This is a genomic window from Micromonospora sp. Llam0, assembly GCF_003751085.1.
Classification (GTDB): Bacteria; Actinomycetota; Actinomycetes; order Mycobacteriales; family Micromonosporaceae; genus Micromonospora_E.
Genome location: NZ_RJJY01000001.1, coordinates 4800567 through 4817675, shown reverse-complemented (window position 1 = coordinate 4817675; position 17109 = coordinate 4800567). Strand labels below are relative to the sequence as shown.

At 70.9% G+C, this 17109-nt stretch carries 15 protein-coding genes and 1 pseudogene; 9 read left to right on the top strand and 7 right to left on the bottom strand.

All coding sequences use genetic code 11. The annotated features are described in order from the left end of the window. Positions 1-99 precede the first annotated feature (99 nt). Positions 100-1467 (top strand): molybdopterin-dependent oxidoreductase, encoded by a 1368-nt coding sequence (locus EDC02_RS20955; protein WP_123603431.1) that lies wholly within the window; start codon positions 100-102, stop codon positions 1465-1467. Further along, the gene (locus tag EDC02_RS20950) at positions 1460-1966 is read left to right on the top strand and encodes a hypothetical protein (protein WP_233606137.1); all 507 of its coding nucleotides are present in this window, start codon (positions 1460-1462) and stop codon (positions 1964-1966) included. The genes EDC02_RS20955 and EDC02_RS20950 overlap by 8 nt, the downstream gene beginning before the upstream one ends. A 77-nt stretch (positions 1967-2043) precedes the next feature. Here the strand turns inward: EDC02_RS20950 and EDC02_RS20945 are convergent, their stop codons facing one another. Together EDC02_RS20945 and EDC02_RS42550 are read right to left on the bottom strand one after the other, a co-directional pair. Beyond that, positions 2044-3504, bottom strand: coding sequence for a catalase (locus EDC02_RS20945; RefSeq protein ID WP_123603430.1), 1461 nt, complete (start codon positions 3502-3504; stop codon positions 2044-2046). A 116-nt stretch (positions 3505-3620) separates the two neighbouring features. Then, positions 3621-3731, bottom strand: a pseudogene (locus tag EDC02_RS42550) (cobalamin-binding protein); the annotation flags it as partial. 112 nt (positions 3732-3843) lie between these two features. On the opposite strand from EDC02_RS42550, the gene EDC02_RS20935 reads away from it, so the two are divergent. From EDC02_RS20935 to EDC02_RS20925, 3 genes are all read left to right on the top strand, one after another. Continuing rightward, complete coding sequence (locus tag EDC02_RS20935; protein WP_233606133.1) at positions 3844-4479, top strand: copper resistance CopC family protein; 636 nt, start codon at positions 3844-3846, stop codon at positions 4477-4479. Positions 4480-4545: 66 nt separating this feature from the next. Then, on the top strand, positions 4546-5121 hold the full coding sequence (locus tag EDC02_RS20930) for a copper chaperone PCu(A)C (RefSeq protein WP_123603428.1): 576 nt from the start codon (positions 4546-4548) through the stop codon (positions 5119-5121). Between the two features lie 4 nt (positions 5122-5125). Continuing rightward, positions 5126-6379 (top strand): Dyp-type peroxidase, encoded by a 1254-nt coding sequence (locus tag EDC02_RS20925; protein WP_123603427.1) that lies wholly within the window; start codon positions 5126-5128, stop codon positions 6377-6379. Positions 6380-6456: 77 nt separating this feature from the next. Here EDC02_RS20925 and EDC02_RS20920 read toward each other — a convergent pair whose 3' ends face one another. From EDC02_RS20920 to EDC02_RS20910, 3 genes are all read right to left on the bottom strand, one after another. After that, on the bottom strand, positions 6457-7053 hold the full coding sequence (locus EDC02_RS20920; protein ID WP_123603426.1) for a DoxX family membrane protein: 597 nt from the start codon (positions 7051-7053) through the stop codon (positions 6457-6459). 314 nt (positions 7054-7367) lie between these two features. Next, positions 7368-8096 (bottom strand): transposase family protein, encoded by a 729-nt coding sequence (locus EDC02_RS20915; protein ID WP_199757712.1) that lies wholly within the window; start codon positions 8094-8096, stop codon positions 7368-7370. Positions 8097-8382: 286 nt separating this feature from the next. Next, positions 8383-8964 (bottom strand): hypothetical protein, encoded by a 582-nt coding sequence (locus tag EDC02_RS20910; protein WP_123603424.1) that lies wholly within the window; start codon positions 8962-8964, stop codon positions 8383-8385. 367 nt (positions 8965-9331) lie between these two features. Between EDC02_RS20910 and EDC02_RS20905 the strand changes: the two genes are divergently transcribed. Next, positions 9332-9811: a DUF5980 family protein gene (locus EDC02_RS20905; protein ID WP_148083534.1), complete on the top strand. Its 480-nt coding sequence runs from the start codon at positions 9332-9334 to the stop codon at positions 9809-9811. Positions 9812-9953: 142 nt separating this feature from the next. Here EDC02_RS20905 and EDC02_RS20900 read toward each other — a convergent pair whose 3' ends face one another. Then, complete coding sequence (locus EDC02_RS20900; protein WP_233606122.1) at positions 9954-11657, bottom strand: cellulose binding domain-containing protein; 1704 nt, start codon at positions 11655-11657, stop codon at positions 9954-9956. A gap of 109 nt (positions 11658-11766) precedes the next feature. After that, on the bottom strand, positions 11767-14430 hold the full coding sequence (locus EDC02_RS20895; RefSeq protein ID WP_199757711.1) for a CHAT domain-containing protein: 2664 nt from the start codon (positions 14428-14430) through the stop codon (positions 11767-11769). A gap of 190 nt (positions 14431-14620) precedes the next feature. Between EDC02_RS20895 and EDC02_RS20890 the strand changes: the two genes are divergently transcribed. From EDC02_RS20890 to EDC02_RS20880, 3 genes are read left to right on the top strand one after another with little or no spacing between them, the layout of a single operon-like run. Beyond that, positions 14621-15940 carry a S8 family serine peptidase gene (locus tag EDC02_RS20890; protein WP_123604994.1) on the top strand — a complete coding sequence of 440 codons (1320 nt, stop codon included), beginning with the start codon at positions 14621-14623 and terminating at the stop codon, positions 15938-15940. Then, positions 15937-16626, top strand: coding sequence for an RNA polymerase sigma factor (locus EDC02_RS20885; protein WP_123603421.1), 690 nt, complete (start codon positions 15937-15939; stop codon positions 16624-16626). The genes EDC02_RS20890 and EDC02_RS20885 overlap by 4 nt, the downstream gene beginning before the upstream one ends. Next, positions 16601-17065, top strand: coding sequence for a hypothetical protein (locus EDC02_RS20880; RefSeq protein WP_123604993.1), 465 nt, complete (start codon positions 16601-16603; stop codon positions 17063-17065). The genes EDC02_RS20885 and EDC02_RS20880 overlap by 26 nt, the downstream gene beginning before the upstream one ends. The last annotated feature ends 44 nt before the right edge of the window (positions 17066-17109 follow it).

Genomic DNA, 17109 nt, shown 5'->3' with positions numbered 1-17109 from the left:
CGGTCGGTGGGTCGCCGGTCCGGTTCCGGCCAGCCGTCAGAATTCCGTAATCGTCGAACCGGGCCCTGACCGGGTCGTCGCGAACTAGCGTCCCGGTACATGGCCGCCACCACCGATCCGGTTCCGGACCCCGGCTCCGGCCCCGCCTCCGCCGGCCCCGCCTCCGCCGGTCCCGCCTCTGCCGGTCCTACCGCTGCCGGTCCCACCTCCGCCGGCCCGTTCGACGTTGCCCGCCGCTGGCGCAGCCCGCTGCGCGGCCCCTGGCTGACCTCGGTCCTCGGCCTCGTCCTGCTGATCGGCCTGCCGGTGGTGATGATCACCGGGCTGCTCGACTACATCGCCTACGGGCCGCAGTTCGGGCAGGCGTTCCCGCGCGACGTCGGCTGGCTGCGGCTGCCGTACTTCGACTGGCCGACCCGCCCATCCTGGCTGTTCCGGGTCAGCCAGGGCCTGCACGTGGCGTTGGGGATCGCGCTGATCCCGGTGATCCTGGCCAAACTGTGGTCGGTGATTCCGAAACTGTTCGCCTGGCCGCCGGTGCGGTCGGCGGCGCAGGCACTGGAGCGGATCTCCCTGCTGCTGCTGGTCGGCGGGATCCTGTTCCAGACCGTCACCGGTGTGCTCAACGTGCAGTACGCGTACCTGTTCGGGTTCGACTTCTACACCGCGCACTACTTCGGGGCGTGGGTGTTCACCGCCGCGCTCGTCGTCCACGTCGTACTCAAGCTGCCCCGGATGGTCACCGCGCTGCGGTCCCGGTCGCTGCGCACCTCGCGGGCCGACACGCAGCCCGAGCCGCCCGACCCGGACGGCCTGGTCGCCCCGCGCCCCGCCCCGGCGACGATCAGCCGCCGGGGAGCGCTCGCCCTGGTCGGCGGCGGGTCGCTGCTGCTGGCGGTGCTCACCGTCGGGCAGAGCCTGGACGGTCCGTGGCGGCGGCTGGCCCTGCTGCTGCCCCGTGGTCGGCCGGCAGGTGACGGGCCGAACGGCTTTCCGGTCAACCGCACCGCCGCAGCGGCCGGGATCCGGCCGGCCGACCACGGCGACGGCTGGCGGCTGGAGTTGCGCGGCGGCGACGGCCGGGTGGTGAGCCTGAGCCGGGAACAGCTGCTCGGCATGCCGTCGCACACCGCGCGGCTACCGATTGCCTGTGTGGAGGGCTGGTCGACGCTGCAGACCTGGACCGGGGTACGGCTACGCGACCTGGCCGCCGAGGCCGGGGTGCCCGAGCCGGCGTCGGCCCGGGTCACCTCGATCCAGCGCAGCGGCCTGTTCAACAGGGCGACCCTGCAGGCCAACCAGGTGCTGGACCCGGACTCGCTGCTGGCGTTGCGGGTCAACGGGGTCGACCTCTCCCTCGACCACGGCTTCCCGGCCCGGATCATCGTGCCGGCGCTGCCCGGCGTGCACTGCACCAAATGGGTGGCGACCATCGAGTTCAGCGGGGACGGTGACGGCGATGGGTGACCGGAGCACGCAGCTGATGGCCGGCCGGTTCCGGGCCGGCTACGGGGCACCGCTGTGGCACCTGCTGTTGCTGGTGGGGTGTTTCACGGTCGCCGGCTGGGTGGTGCTGCGGCTGGCCGGTGAGGCGACCGCCGTACGGATGCTGATCTGGTTCGTGGCCGCGGTGATCATCCACGACCTGGTCATGTTCCCGATCTACGCGGCCGCCGACCGGGCGCTGCTCACCGCTACCCGGGCAGATGTCGGCAACGGTAGCCGCCCGGCGCGGCTGTCCGTGGTGAACCACGTCCGGGTGCCGGCGCTCGGGTCGGCGCTGCTGTTCGTCGTCTACCTGCCCGGCATTCTGCAGCTCGGTGGCGGCACGTTCACCGCCGCGACCGGCCTGACCCAGCAGCCGTACCTGACCCGTTGGCTGCTGGTCAGCGCGGCGATGTTCGTCGTCAGCGGGCTGTGGCTCGCCGTCCGCCGGTACCGCGTCCGGTCGCGGAACCGTCGATGATCCACAGCGCCTGCTCGACCTGACACGCCGAGGACGTGTCAGGTCGACCGCATCCGATCTTCCGGCAGCCCGGTGAGTCACTGCTTGGCGCGCACTCCGGCCGCCACCCGGTCGCCGAGGTGCTTGTCGACGTTGCGCCAGTACTCGAAGGCACGCTGCAGCACCGGCTCGCTCACCCCGTTGAGCAGGTGCCCGACGATGTTGTCGACCAGCCGGTCGCGGGCCGCGTCGTCCAGCACCTGGCGGACCATGGTGCCGGCCTGCCCCCAGTCGTCGTCCTCGGCGTGCGACGAGTACGCCGCCCGGACCATCTCGCCGTCGGCGTACCAGGTGCCGCCGTCGTCGGTGAGATTCGGCTGCGCCTGCGGTCCGCCGTACGAGTTCGGCGCGTACACCGGGTCGGTGACGTTGCGCACGCGCATGGCGCCATCCTTGGAGTAGCTGTGCACCGGCACCTTCGGCGAGTTGACCGGGATCTGCCGGTAGTTGACGCCGAGCCGGGCGCGGTGCGCGTCGGCGTAGCTGAACCCGCGGGCCAGCAGCATCTTGTCCGGGGACAGCCCGGTGCCGGGTACCACGTTGTTCGGCTCGAAGGCCGCCTGCTCCATCTCGGTGTGGTAGTCGGTGACGTTGCGGTTCAGGGTCAGCCGACCGACCTCGTGCAGCGGGTAGTCGCCGTGCGGCCACACCTTGGTCAGGTCGAACGGGTTGAACCGGTACGTCCGGGCCTGCTCGAACGGCATCACCTGCACGTACAGCGTCCAGGACGGAAACTGTCCGGCGGCGATGTGCTCGAACAGGTCCCGCTGGTGGTAGTCGGTGTCGGCCGACGCCATCTGGTCCGCCTCGTCCTGGGTGAAGAACTCGATGCCCTGGTCGGTCTTGAAGTGGTACTTGATCCAGAACTTCTCGCCCCGCGCGTTGATCCACATGTAGGTGTGGCTGCCGTACCCGTTCATGTGCCGCCAGGTACGCGGAATGCCCCGGTCGCCCATCAGCCAGGTGACCTGGTGTGCGGATTCCGGCGACAGGGTCCAGAAGTCCCACTGCATGTCGTGGTCGCGCAGGTTGTTGTCGGCCCGGCGCTTCTGCGACCGGATGAAATGCTGGAACTTCATCGGATCCTTGATGAAGAAGATCGGCGTGTTGTTGCCGACGATGTCCAGGTTGCCGGCGCTGGTGTACAGCTTGACGGCGAAGCCGCGTGGGTCGCGCCAGGTGTCCGGGCTGCCCCGTTCCCCGGCGACGGTGGAGAACCGGACGATCGCCTCGGTCTCGGTGCCGGGCTGGAACACCGCTGCCCGGGTGTACGCGCTGACGTCGCTGGTCACCTGGAACGCGCCGAACGCGCCGCCACCCTTGGCGTGCGGCTGCCGCTCCGGGATCCGCTCCCGGTTGAAGTTCGCCATCTGCTCGATCAGGTAGTGGTCCTGCAGCAGCAGCGGGCCGTTCGGGCCGACGGTGAGCGAGTGTTCGTCGCTGGCGACCGGTACGCCAGCGTCGGTGGTGGTCGGTGGGCGTTGTCGCTGGTCGGTCACGGGTTCTCCTCGGGTCGGCTGAAATCTGCGCTACTGGCACTCATACCCAGCCAACGACAATCCCAGCCCTGCGTGCGCGGTAGCCGGGCCCGACACTGGATCCCCGATCAGGCGACGCGGGTGGCCGGCGGCTCGTCGCACTCGAAGGTCACCCCGACGAGATCGTCGTCCAGCCCGAGCGCATAGACGATCTCCGTCGCAGACGGCAGCAACGACACCAGGCGCATCAGATCATTGTCCGGGCTGGCAAGCTGTCCGACCAGCGGCGAGCGTCGCGACACGGTGGTGTTTCAATCGATTTCGGGCCAACACCAGGAGCCCTGACCGAGGAGGTCGTCCATGCCGGCAGCAGCCGAGATGTCCGTACATGGTCGTCGTGGCGTCGCCCTCGCCATGCGGGGCCTGGGCGTGGCCGCGTCCGTCCCCGCTGTGGTGATCGCCGTCGTGGCTGCCGTCCTGCTGCTGCCTGCGTCGCCAGCGGCGGCGCACAACGCGCTGGTGAGTTCGCAGCCGGGGCAGAACACCCGGGTGGTGCAGGCGCCGGAAGAGATCGAGTTGGTGTTCACCGAGCGGCTCAACGGTGAGTTCACCACGATCGTGGTCAGTGACGCCGCTGGTGCGCAGGTGCCGGTCGAGGGCCCGGTGGTGGACCAGCAGCGGAGTGTGGTGCGGCCGGTGCAGCCGTTGCCGGACGGCGTCTACACGGTGGCGTACCGGGTGGTGTCGGCGGACGGCCACCCGGTGCAGGGGTCGTTCCGGTTCGCGGTGAACGCGCCGCTGACCGCCGCGTCCGGTGCGGCGACGGCGAGTGCCGCCGCGACCGGGAGCGCGGCAGCGGAGCCCGGGCAGGCGCAGACGGAGGAGCCGTCGGGTGGCCTCGGATGGTGGCCGTACCTGGTCGGCGGGGTGGTGCTCGTGATCGTCGGGGCGACCGTGGCGGCGGTCTTCGCCGCGCGTCGCCGACGGGTGACCTAGGTCACTTCCGGAACTGGTGTGGATCACGGCGCGACTACTCGGATACCACTCGTGAGGAGAACGCGCATGTCAACAGCGGTCCAGGCTGGTTCGGTACGGAAGCGGGCACGGCGGCTCGCGGCGCTGTCCGGCTTCGCCGGTGTCGTGCTCGCCCTCGCCGGCTGCGGTGGCGACGGGCCGTCGACGACCGCCGAGCCTACGCCGTCGGACAGCCCGGCGGTGACGCAGACCGCCGGGCTCGTCATCGAGGATCCGTGGGTGAAAGCCGCCGACGAGGGCATGACGGCCGCGTTCGGGGTGCTGGTCAACGACACCGACGCCGACATCACCGTCACCGCAGTCGAGACCGCGATCTCCCCGATCGAGCTGCACGAGATGGCGATGCAGGACGGCGCGATGGTGATGCGGGAGAAGGGCGGTGGGATCACCGTACCGGCCGGCGGCAGCCACACCCTCGAACCCGGCGGCGACCACATCATGCTGATGGACATCGCCGAAGCGGTGCAGCCCGGTGACGAGATCACCTTCACGATGACGTTCGCCGACGGCGGGACGTACGAGTTCAGCGCGGTGGCGAAGCCCTTCGCCGGGGCCGAGGAGAGCTACGACCCGGACTCGGGCATGGACATGGACAACGGCTGAGCGCATGCCTGCTGAGGAACACGTTGCCCGGCCGGCGGTGAACCGCCGTCTGCTGTTCACCGGCGGTGCCGCCGCGCTCGGCGGAGCGTTGGCCAGCGGTGCGGCGGTCGCCGCGGCGGTGTCCGGTGGCCGGCAACCGGCCGATCCCGGTCCGGCCGCCGCCGAGCCGCCGCCGGTCGACTTCGGCACGGAGACGGTGCCGTTCCACGGGGCGCGGCAGGCCGGGGTGGCGACCGCGCCGCAGGCGTACGCCTCGTTCGTCGCGTTCACCTTGCACACGGGAACGGACCGACCGGCGCTGGGCCGGCTGTTGCGGCTGCTCACCGACGACGCGGCCCGGCTGACCGAGGGCGTGGCGCCGTTGGCCGACACCGAGCCGGAGCTGGCGGTGCTGCCGGCCCGGTTGACGGTGACGTTCGGGTTCGGCGCCGGGCTGTACGCGGCGGCCGGGGTGCCGGACCGCCGGCCGGACTCGGTGGCCGACCTGCCGGCGTTCGCGATCGACCGGCTGGAACCTGGGTGGTCCGGTGGCGACCTGCTGCTGCAGATCTGCGCCGATGATCCGCTGACGGTGGCCCACGCGCAACGGATGCTGATCAAGGACGCCCGGCCGTTCGCCCGGGTGCGCTGGGTGCAGCAGGGGTTCCGCCGGGGCCGGGGCGTCGAACACGAGGCACACACCCAGCGCAACATCATGGGCCAGATCGACGGTACGGCGAACCCGACGCCCGACACCGAGGCGTTCGACACGGCGGTCTGGGTCGCTGACGGTCCGGACTGGCTGCGCGACAGCACCACCTGTGTGGTGCGCCGGATTCGCACCGAGATGGAAACCTGGGACAAGCTGGGCCGGGTCGACAAGGAGCTGGTGATCGGGCGGCGGCTGGACAGCGGGGCACCGCTGACCGGTGAGAAGGAGACCGACGAACCGGACTTCACCGCGGTCAACGAGGTCGGGCTGCCGATCATGCCGGACTTCTCGCACGTCACCCGGGCGCACATCACTGACGACCGGTACAAGATCCTGCGGCGGCCGTACAACTACGACGGGGTGCCGGGTCCCGACGGTACGCCGGACAGTGGGTTGATCTTCGCCGCGTACCAGGCGGACGTCACCGCCCAGTTCCTGCCGATCCAGCAGCGGCTGGCCGACCACGACCTGCTCAACGAGTGGGTGACCCCGATCGGGTCGGCGGTGTTCGCGATCCCGCCCGGCTGCGGGCCCGGTGGCTGGATCGGCGAGAGCCTGCTGGCATGACCTGCCGGCGGTACGTCAGACGCCGCTGTGCCGGACCGCGGGGGAGCGGTCCGGCACAGCGGTGGGGGGAGGGAAGGTCAGATCATCCAGCGGTTGCGCTGTACGAAGGGCAGCTTCGCCCAGAGCCGGCCGAGACCCCAGGTGTGGCCGGCGTACGCGGCGGCGAGGACGACCAGGACGACCGCGTAGACGATGTGGTAGTCGATCAGCGGGTTGGTGGCGTGGGCGGGTTCGCCGCTGGCGGTGACGCGGTCGAGCGGGAACTCGGCGAGCCACATGAACACCATCATGAGGGCGCCGGACGCGGCGGCGACGCGCAGCCCGATGCCGGCGATCAGGGCGATGCCGATCGCGCCGAGACCGGCCATGAACAGGGTGTCGGCCCACCAGGTGCCGGCGATCGAGTGGAAGAACGACTGCAGCGGGCCGACCTCGACCGAGGAGAGGAAGCCCTTGGTCGGCGAGCCGCCGTTGACCCAGGCCCGCTCGGCCGGGGTGGCGAAGCCGAAGCCGAAGGTCTTGTCGAGGAACGCCCAGAGGAAGACGAACCCGGTGGAGATCCGCAGCACGGCCATGGCCCGGGCGGCGGTGGTGGTCAGCATCGCGCCGGGGAGTTCGGCGCGCTCGAGGGGCCGTTCGATCGACCGGTGGCTGGTGTGCTGGGTGGTGGTCATCGTCGCCTCCGCGACTCGTATCTCGCTGTGACGAGATCAGCTTCCCGCGTTGACGGGTCCCGCCGCCTGAGGCGGAACACCCGTGGTGGTCGGGACCTTGGTCCCGACCACCACAGGGCCACCTGCCAGTCGAAGGCCGAGGTCGAGGGCCTGGCTGGGCCCTGCCGCATGCCGCCGGTCCGCTGACCCAGCCGGATCCACGGGTCCCGAGCTGAGCTGTTAGGCCGGTCAGGAACACGACATGACGATTGTCATGGATTTCCGTATCCTCTGGTGATGAAGAATGTGAAGCTCCGAGTTGGTGACTATGAGGCCTATTCACAGGCGATCCTGTAGAAGTGCAACCCGATGACACAGGAGATCGTTTCTGTGAAGGTCGCAAGCGGTCTGCGGTAGTCGGTGTGCAGGATTCGCCATGTCTTCAGGTTCGCGATGACCTGTTCCACAACCCAGCGGATCTTGTTGACCTGCCGGTTGTATTCCTTCTGCCATTCCGCGAGCTCGCCACCTTTGGGCTTCTTGTACGGGGTGATCATTCCGTTGCCGACGTAGCCCTTGTCACCGATCCAGTCTCCGGGATTCAGGGTGACGAGGACCTCGGTGTCGTTGATCGCGTACGAGTCGTGGTGGTTGCCGGTGACGGGATCGGAGATCCAGGCGAGCGCGCCGTCGACGATGTACTGGGCGGTCGGGCTGAGGTCGTCGGCTGTCGGTACGAACTCCGTCAGCACGCGGTCGAGGACCGGGGTGATGCCGGTGACCGCTCGGGAGATCGTCGGCTGGGAGACGCCGTGTGCTTCGGCGATCTCCGCTTGGACGCGGTTGCGACGCAGGTAGGTCAACGCGACGACGACAGCGCGGTAGAGACCAAGGACCGGGGGCCATGGCTCCACATCCAGATCCTGGCATTCCGGGCTCCTCGAAGAGCCGCATTCCGCACGGACCAGCACGCAGAGGTCGCGGATCTGGTCCGTGGTGAAGCCAGTGGTATGATACATGTTCGGCGGTCCGCTTTTCTCTGTGATGTGGTGTGGTAACTCCATCCTACGGAAGAGCGGATCGTCCTTTTTATTGGGGGTCTACTGTAGCGGGTCGGAGGCCTGCTGAATAGGCCTCTGTGTTGACGAATTTTGCGCCTCGATGTCATCGACGGGATCGGCGATGACCCCCGATTGGTGACCGGGGTAAAAGCAAAGTAAGTCCCTGTGTCCTTCGGCGGGCGTATGTCCGCAGGCCCCGATTTCGAGTCGGCCCCCGTACCTGCTCCCGGCGGAACCGGGCGGCGGCGTACGCCCCGGCTGGTGTCCGGCCGACCCACCGGCTCCCGGGTCAGAGCCCGGCGGCAGCGTCGTACCGGCGGCGCAGATCGGCCATCTCCGGTTCGGCCAGGGCCTCCTTCATCGCCAGCTCGGCGTACTTCGGTGGGAACATCTGCCGCAGCCGGTCGACGAACATGATCTCGGCGGTGGCCTCGACCACCTGGATGCCGGGTGGCTCGGTGGACAGGTCCATGATCACCGGCCCGGCGAGCTTCGGTGCGACGTCCCAGGGGCGGTCGGGTCCGGCGACCCCGCAGAGGTGGAAGCCGTAGACGGTCCGTACGTCGGCGAGCGTGTCGACGTCGGTCGGCTCGTGGCCGTAGACGTGGACCCCGCAGATCACCGCCGGTGACGGCTCGTCCCCGTTGGCCGCCTGCACGATGTGTCCGGCGTGGTTGTGCTGCTCTGGGTCTGCCTGTTCGAGCGTGGCGCGCATCCGGGTCATGATCTGTCCGCGCAGATCGGCCGGTGTCAGTTCCGGGTCGGCCGAGTTGACCAGCACGACCACGCTGACCGACGTCGCGAGCAGGATCACCGCTACCCAGGCGAAGCGGTTTCGGTACCACCTGGCGGATCTCTCCGGGGAAACCATGGCTACTTCTCACCTCGTCGCCGAATCCGATGCCTTGGCAGACCAGAGTGGATGTTGCCGACGGGTAGCCCGTCGGGCGGTGCGGCGCGGGTGTCTGCCAGGTGCCGCGCTGTCGACGCTGCGATGCTCCCGGCTGGCCGTTCCCAGCGCGGTTGCCCCCGCGCTGCGGCGATGTGAGTCATTTCAGCACGAGCGAACCCAATTCAGCAACATCGATGCTGGTGTGGATGTAGGGGATACCCAAGAGGTGCGTGGTGTTCGAGGAACGCCCGCGTGATACTCCGTGCACAAGGGGCGGCGAACCGGGTGCGGACCGGGTTCTGGGGTTGGAGGTCGTCCGAGGAAGGATCACCGAAGGAGGCTCATCGTGAGATTGTCGTCCCGTTCGGTCAAGGTGGCGCTCGCCGTGGCAACCGGCCTGGCACTGACCTTGGCGATCAGTCCATCGACCGCGTCGGCGGCCGGTGGCGCAGGTTCGGCGGCTCCGGCCCCCGCCGCCGGCACCTCGCAGGCGACCTGGGATCTGGCCGACTCCGAGCAGCGAGTCTGTCTCCCGGCCAACCAGTCCAACTTCACGTACTTCGTTGGATTCGTCGCCGGCTCGTGGTCGGCGCCCCTGCACGTCGACATGCACGGTCTGCCCGAGGGTACGGACTACGGCCTGCCGCATCCGATCGCGCCGGGGTCGAACGGCGACCGGTATGTCGGCATCGCCTGGGTGGCGATGACCCTGCCGCCGCTGGACTTCGGCGAGTACCGGGCCGAGATGACGCTGACGGACGGTGTGGTGACCCAGAGCATGCCGATCCTGATCAAGATGCAGGAGCGGTGGGGGTGCGGGCTCTGATCAACTCGCCGGAGGTCACCCGTGATCTCGTGAGTTGATCCAGGCGCCTCGATCCAGGTACCAAAGTGAGGACCTCGCCGTGGGGGTGGCCGGCTTGTCGTCGACCACCCCCCGACGGGGTCCTCATGGTTCCGCAAGCGGACTACCCGGCTGAGCAGGTGGGGGTCATGCCGGTGCCGGTACCGGTGCCCTGGAAGCCGAACTCGGTCGACTGGCCGGCACCGATGTTGCCGTTGTAGCTGACGTTGCTGAACTGGACGGTGCCGCTGTTACCGCTCCGGCTGGCGTTCCAGGCGTTGGTCACGTTGGCGCCCGACGGCAGGGCCATGGTGACCGACCAGCCGTTGACCGGCGAGGAGCCGGCGGTCACCCGTACGGTGGCGACGAAGCCGCCCGGCCACTGGTTGACCGACACCGTCGCCGTGCAGCCGCCAGCCGGTGGTGGAGTCGTCGGCGGTGGGGTGGTGGGTGGTGGAGTCGTCGGCGGTGCGGTGGTCGGTGGTGGAGTCGTCGGCGGTGCGGTGGTCGGTGGTGGAGTCGTCGGTGGAGCCGTGGTCGGCGGCGGGGTGGTTGGGCCGTCGGCGAGGGTCGGCGTCGTCCAGTCCCGCCACTGGGCCAGGTTGCCGGACTTGTTGCTGGCGATCCGGAAGGTGCCGGCCGCGCTGCCGGTGTTCAGCAGGTACTTCTGGATGTGCTGCTGCAGCGGGGTGCGCCACTCCGACCGGCTGGCGCAGTGGGTGCCGTCGGAGACGGCGGACCAGTAGGTGATGTTCTCGTACGCCCCGAGCGCGCGGTAGACCTCGGCGCCGCCGAGCGCGGCGACGCTGCCAGACTGGGCTGCCAGCCAGTCGATGTGCGGGTTCTCCATGATGAACAGGCCACGCGGGGCGACCATGCCGACCATCTGGTGGGTGTCCACCGGCAGGCCGGCCGGGTTGCCGGTGTACGAGCCGAACGCGTCGCCGAGCCATGGCTGCTCGCCGTACGCGCTGCTCAGCGGCTGCGCCCCGGCTTCCTGAGCGATCGCGCGAAAGGCCGGCGCACCACCGCTGCCCGATTCGATCGGCATGGTCAGCGCGACCCGTTGGTCGAAGACGCCGGCTACGAAGGCCCCCTTGCCGAAGCGGGAGCAGCCGGTGACCCCGATGTCGGTCCGCAGGATGTTGCCGCCGGACTGCTCGATGACGTCGATGATCCGGCTGACGCCCCACGCCCAGGCCATCAGCAGTCCGGTGCTGCTGGACGAGCCGTAGATGCTGTAGAAGGCACCCTGCTTGTTGCTGCGTCCGGTGCCCTCCTGGCCGACGGAGAACGGGTCGAAGCTGATCACGGCGGCACCGGCGGACCGGATGGTGGCGGTGTCCGCGCCGAATCCGCCGTAGACGATGACGGCCGGGTGGGGTCCGGCGCCGCTGGGCAGTTGCACGCTGGCCGAGAAGCTGGAGCTGCGGCCGTTGTGCGAGACGTTCACCGTGATGGTGGAGCTGGTCACGGTGCCGGTGACGGTGGCCGGCTTGGCCGGCTTGTCACCGTAGACGTACCGTTCGGCCTGCTCCCGGATCTCGGCCCGCCGGCAGACCCACTCGGCCTTTGTGGTGATCCGTGAACCGTCGATCTTCCGGAACGGATCCGGAAGCCGGGAATTGGGGCTGAAGGAACCTGGATTGGGTACGGGGCAGTCGGCGCCCTCGTCCTCGACGTCCGAGGCGAAGGCGAGGCTGCCAACGGCGGCGTCGGCGGTGTGGGTTCCCGCCAGTGCTGTCATGGCTCCAGCGACCGCGAGGGCTGCTGTGGACAACACGACGACCGCCGAACGGAGCTTCGAGCGGCCCGAGTTTATGGTCACCAGGGCTCTCCCTTCCGGCTAGGTGATGGCAGTGACATCAATCGAAGATCACTGATGTCACTGCGACAAGTTTCGAACAATTAAGCGAAACGTGTCAATGGGTTGGTGGCTAGCCGGCGCCGAAGCAGACAAAAGCGGCCGCCGTCGCGTGCCGGGCTGCGGCCCCACCGTCCGGCCCGGCCCCACCGTCCGGCCCGGCGGCGAACGCCTGCTGCGCCCGCGCCAGCGCCACCGCCGGAGCATGCCCGGCCAGCATCTCGCCGTGCAGCTCCAGCATCAGCGCGGTGGTCAGCTCGCCCGGCACCGGCAGCACCGTCGCGATCAGGCAGCGGGCGCCCAGCGCCAGCAGCACTGCGGTGAAGCCCATCACCTCGTCGCCGGGGCGGACCCCGGCCAGCCCGGAATCACAGGCCGACAACACCACGCAACCGGGCGGGCTGGTGATCCGCTCCAGTTCGTACGCGGTCAACGGTCCGTCAGCTAGCTCCAGTGTGGAGAATAGCGGGTTGTCCGCCCGGAACCGCCCGTGCGCGGCGATGTGCGCCAGCCGCGCGCCGTTGAGCGCCCCGGTCACCGCGTCGGCGGTGGCGGCGGCCCCGGTGAGCGTGCGGGAGCCGGGCAGCACCGCACTGAGCTGCCGTACCTCGGTCTCGGCGGCCGGCAGCCGCGGCCCGGCCACCAGCACCGCCGGTCCGCCGGCAGGCTGCGGGTCTGCCCCGCCGGTGCGCCGGCCGGTGGCCCGCAGCCACGCCGTCGCCGACGGTGCCACGGTCACCGCCCGGCCCGCACAGGTCGGCAGACCCGACCACGGTACGGCGTGCAGCTCGCCGATCGGCACGATCACCAACGGCCGGTCGGCGATCAGGTCGCGTACCGGATCGAACAGTTGCCGGTCCAACGCGCCGGCGGTATGCCGCACCCCGGCCTCGGCGTCGGCGCTGTCGCCGGTGGTGACCAGCCGGCGCAACCCGAACCGGTGCAGCCGGGCCACCCGCACCGCGTCGGTCAGCGACCCGAGATCGTGCAGCGTCGGCCGGCCGTCGTGGACCAGCACCGCGAGCAGCCGTTCGCCGTGCGCCACCAGCTCCAGCAGTACGGCGGCACCGAGCGCCGTGGCGAGGTCGGTGACCCCGGGCGGCGCGAGCAGTTCGCCGCCACCGTTGACCCCTCGGGTCAGCTCCCGGATCCGCTGCTCCAGCCGGGCCTGACTGCCGCGCAGCGTCTGCACCGGGTTGCCAGCCAGCAGCGCGTCCTCCAGTGCGGCGCTGACCATCCGCAGCTCGGTCAGCGCGGTGGCCAGGTCCGGATCCGGTGGCGGTGAGACCCGCCGCATCCGCAGCGCGTTGGCCCGCCACCGTTCCGCCCAGGTCAGCACCTGCGCCGGTGCGCCCCGCCGGATCGCGATGTCCAGACCTTCGGCGGCCAGCTCCTTGCCGTACGTCCCGCTGTTGGCCCGCAGCTCGGTCGCGCCGAGCGAGGCGCGGTGCCCGTCGAGTACGGCCAGACCGTGGCGCAGCGCGCGGGTCGCCCCGGACTCGTCGCCGGCCAGCCGGTGGCGCAACGCCAGGGCGTACCACCCCTGGGCCCGCCGCGGTGCGGTGCCCCGACGCCGGGCGTCCGCCGCGACCTCCAGCAGTTCGACCGCCCGGCTGTGCCGGCCCAGCGTGGTGGCCAGCCGGGCGGCCTCGATCCTGCTGGTCAGCGCCGGTCCGGGCCAGCCGGTGGCGTCGAGCTGATCGGCGGTACGGATCATCGCGGCGAGCAGCGCGGGGGACCGGGTGCCCCGGGCGTACCCGGCCCGTAGCTCGACGTGCCGGGCGAGGGTGGCCCAGGCTCGCCGGCCCTGCCGTCGGAACCGGCTACGCGCCGCCCCGGCGGTGTCGGCCGCGGTGGCCAGGTCGCCGGCGAGCAGCGCGGCCCGCGCCTGGGCGAGCAGCGCCTCGGCCAGGTCCGAGGCCATCCCGAGCCGGCGCAGCTCGGTCACGGCGGTCTCGGCCACCGTGACCGCCTCGTCGATCAGCGGTACGGACAGCAGCAGCTCGAAGCGGTCCAGCAGCAGCGCGGGGCGGGGCACCGCGAGCCGGCGGTACTCGTTGTCGACCTCGGCGAAACAGTGCAGCGCGCCGGCCACGTCGCCGCGTTGTCCGGTGGCGATGCCGCTGTTCCACCGGGCGTCGGCGGCGGCCAGGTCCAGCCCGAGCTGACTGAAGATGGCCGCGGCGCGGTTCAGGTCGTCGTCGGTGTCGGCGTCGAGGTGGGCGTTGAGGTGGGCGTTGAGCAGCCCCCGGTTGTTGCGGGCGCGCGCCTCCAGCAGCAGGTCGCCCTCGCGGCGGGCGATCTCCACCGCCTGGTCGTAGTCGCGGACCGCTTCGTCGAACCGGCCCCGGTAGTGCAGCACCACGCCGCGCTGCATCCGGGCCCGACCGGCGTCGGCGCCGGTCAGCTGCGGCAGGGCCAGGGTGACGACCCGCAGCGCGGCGGTGGTCCGGCCGGCACTGGCCAGTACGTAGCCGAGGCTCATCCGGGCCAGTGCCCGCAGCCGGGCGTCGTCCCCGGCCCGTACCGCCCGACGCAGGTGGAGTGCCGCGCCGGTCAGGTCGTTGAGCTCGCGTAACGCCAGGCCGATGGCGCGTTCCGCAGTGGACCGGGTGTGGGCGTCGGGTGCGTCGGCAAGCACCCGGTGGGCGATCGAGATGGCCTCGTGTGGGTAGCGCTGGACCGTGTCCAGGGCCCGCTGTGCCAGGTCGACACCGGAATCGGCGCGTTCGGTCACAAGACAGAGAATTCCCCACCCGTGCACCCCGGGTCAACGCCGGCACCCGGGCGCCAGTCACTTAATTGACACCTAACTATCCTTTGAAATAATCGTGTCGGTCCCGTAACCTTCTGTGGTCGCCCTCGTGGTGCCGGCCCCGTCTCCCACCCGCTTGGAGGGTCAGGTGTCGTCCGACCACCGTCACCCCGTGCCGGGTCTCCCCGGGCAAGTCTCCCGCCGGCGGCTGCTGGGGTGGTCCGCGTTGGCCGCCGCGCTGCTGCCCCTCGACCCGGCGACCAGCTGGTCGCACCTGACCGGCCAGGCCGGCGCGCCAGGACCCGCCGACCGGTCCCTCGACCAGAGCTATCAACGGGCGTTCCTGGAGATCCTGGCCGCTCACCCGGCGGTACGGCGGTACACCGCGACAGCCGGCAAGGAGTTCCTCTACCGCCCCCGGCAACTACTGGTCGCCCCGGCCGACGTGGACCGGGTGGCGGCCCGGCTGCGCGCCGACGGCCACCAGGTCACCGAGGACGACGGTTTCGCCCAGGTCGGCCGGCTGCGCTTCGACCGGGAAACCGACGTCCCGGCTGTGGTCGACCAGCTCCGCGACCCGCGCCAGTGGCCCGGCGGGCGGGCCCCACAGGTGCAGCCACACCACGTACTGCTCGGCTTCGGCAACATCATGGGCAACCCCGGCGGGCCACCACGGGTCGCGGCCGCGCTGCCACCGCCGGACCCGGCCCGGCTCGGTGAAGGGGCCGACGTCACGGTCGGCGTCTGCGACACCGGCATCTGGCGGCTGGCCGGCGACGTGCACCCGGACTGGCTCGGCGGCAGCTACCTGCCGGAGCCCGACGACGAGGACCCGCTGTACCTCGGCGGCACCCAACTGGCCCTGCAGGGCGGGCACGGCACCTTCGTCGCCGGTGTCGTACGGCAGGCCGCCCCGGGCGTACGGGTCGACCCGGAGTCGGCACTGGACGCCAACGGCATCGGCGACGAGGAGGGCCTGATCGCCGCGATCGGCCGGCTCGGCCCGAAGGTGTCGGTCATCAACCTCTCCCTCGGTTACTTCACGCAACACGACCAGCCGCCGTTGCCGCTGGCCAACGCCCTCGCCGCGCTGCCGAAGACGACGGCGGTGGTCGCCGCCGCCGGCAACGCCGGCACCAGCCGCCCATCCTGGCCAGCGGCGCTGCCCGGTGTGCTGGCCGTCGCTGCCCTCGACGCGACCGACGGCGTCCCGGTGCCGGCCGACTACAGCAGCTACGGCTCCTGGGTGGACGCCAGCGCGTACGGCGACCGCACCAGCACGTACGTCGACGGGGAGATGGTCCTGCCCGGCCAGCCGGTGCTGCACTTCGACGGCTTCGCCGCCTGGGCCGGCACCTCCTTCGCCACCGGCCACGTCTCCGGCCGGCTCGCCGCCCTGATGACCAGCGCCGGGCTGGACGCGGCGGCCGCCGCGGCGGTGCTGACCGCCGGCCCGGCCTGGCACCCCGACTACGGCGTGCTGGTCGGATGAGTGGCCCCGACGCCGTCCCCGAACCGGCGCCTGATCCCGATCCGGCGCCGGCTACCGTCCCCGAGCTGGTTTCCGCTGCGGCCACCGGCGACGAGACCGCCTGGTCCGCGCTGGTCCACCGGTACAGCCCGCTGGTGGCGGCGGTGATCCGCAGCTACGGGCTCGGCCACGCCGACGCCGCCGACGTCAACCAGACCGTCTGGCTGCGGCTGGTCGAGCACCTCGGCCGGCTGCGCGAGTCGCACGCACTGCCTGCCTGGCTGGTGACCACCACCCGGCGGGAGTGTCACCGGATGCTGCGGCTCGGCCGGCGTACCCAGCCGTTCGACCCGTACGACGAATCGACCGACGCGCATGTCGGCGTCTTCCGGCTGGTCGACCCGGCGACTCCCGACGAGGATCTGCTCCGGGAGGAGCGGCGCCAGGCGCTGCGTGACGCGTTCGCCGAGTTGCCGCCGCGCTGCCGGGAACTACTCACGCTACTCGTCGCCGACCCGCCGGCCAGCTACCGTGAGATTGGCGAGCAACTCGGCATGCCCACTGGAAGCGTCGGCCCGACCCAGGTCCGATGCCTGGCGAAGCTGCGCAACTGCCCAGCCCTCGCCCCGTACGTCAGGATCGGCCCGCCCGGGCAGCAGCAGGGGAACGGAGGTGAACGTGATGCGGCAGTGGCCACCACACAGTGACGACGCGCTGCTGATCGAGCTGGGTGCCGCCCTGCGCGACTCCGGACCGGTGCCGGAGCACTTCCTGGCCGCGGCACTGGCCGCGTTCAGCTGGCGGACCGTCGACGCCGAGCTGGCGGTCGCCGAGTTGACCTTCGACTCGGCCTGTGACCTGGAGCCAGTCGGGTCGACCCGGTCCGGCGGCACCGACCGGACCCTGACCTTCCGGTCCGGTCCGGTGGTCCTCGCCGTCGAAGTCACCGCGAGCGGGGTGGTGGGGCAGCTCTCCCCGGCCGCGCCGGGCCGGCTCAGTGCCCGGTCCGCCGCCGGGCAGTACGAGGACGTGCCGGTGGACGAGGCCGGGTTCTTCTCGATGGGCGTACCGCCGACCGGCCCGGTGCAGCTGCGGGCCAGCACCGCGACATACAAGGTCCGGACCTGCTGGGTCAGCCTGCGCTGAGCCAGCAGATCCGGACCTCGCCGGGACGGAGGTCACGGGTCCCG

Coding starts and splice junctions, on each gene's coding strand:
- EDC02_RS20880 (WP_123604993.1), top strand. CDS start 16,601: ATGCGGCAGTGGCCACCACACAGTGACGACGCGCTGCTGATCGAGCTG.
- EDC02_RS20885 (WP_123603421.1), top strand. CDS start 15,937: ATGAGTGGCCCCGACGCCGTCCCCGAACCGGCGCCTGATCCCGATCCG.
- EDC02_RS20935 (WP_233606133.1), top strand. CDS start 3,844: ATGCCGGCAGCAGCCGAGATGTCCGTACATGGTCGTCGTGGCGTCGCC.
- EDC02_RS20955 (WP_123603431.1), top strand. CDS start 100: ATGGCCGCCACCACCGATCCGGTTCCGGACCCCGGCTCCGGCCCCGCC.
- EDC02_RS20920 (WP_123603426.1), bottom strand. CDS start 7,053: ATGACCACCACCCAGCACACCAGCCACCGGTCGATCGAACGGCCCCTC.
- EDC02_RS20915 (WP_199757712.1), bottom strand. CDS start 8,096: ATGGAGTTACCACACCACATCACAGAGAAAAGCGGACCGCCGAACATG.
- EDC02_RS20950 (WP_233606137.1), top strand. CDS start 1,460: ATGGGTGACCGGAGCACGCAGCTGATGGCCGGCCGGTTCCGGGCCGGC.
- EDC02_RS20925 (WP_123603427.1), top strand. CDS start 5,126: ATGCCTGCTGAGGAACACGTTGCCCGGCCGGCGGTGAACCGCCGTCTG.
- EDC02_RS20910 (WP_123603424.1), bottom strand. CDS start 8,964: ATGGTTTCCCCGGAGAGATCCGCCAGGTGGTACCGAAACCGCTTCGCC.
- EDC02_RS20930 (WP_123603428.1), top strand. CDS start 4,546: ATGTCAACAGCGGTCCAGGCTGGTTCGGTACGGAAGCGGGCACGGCGG.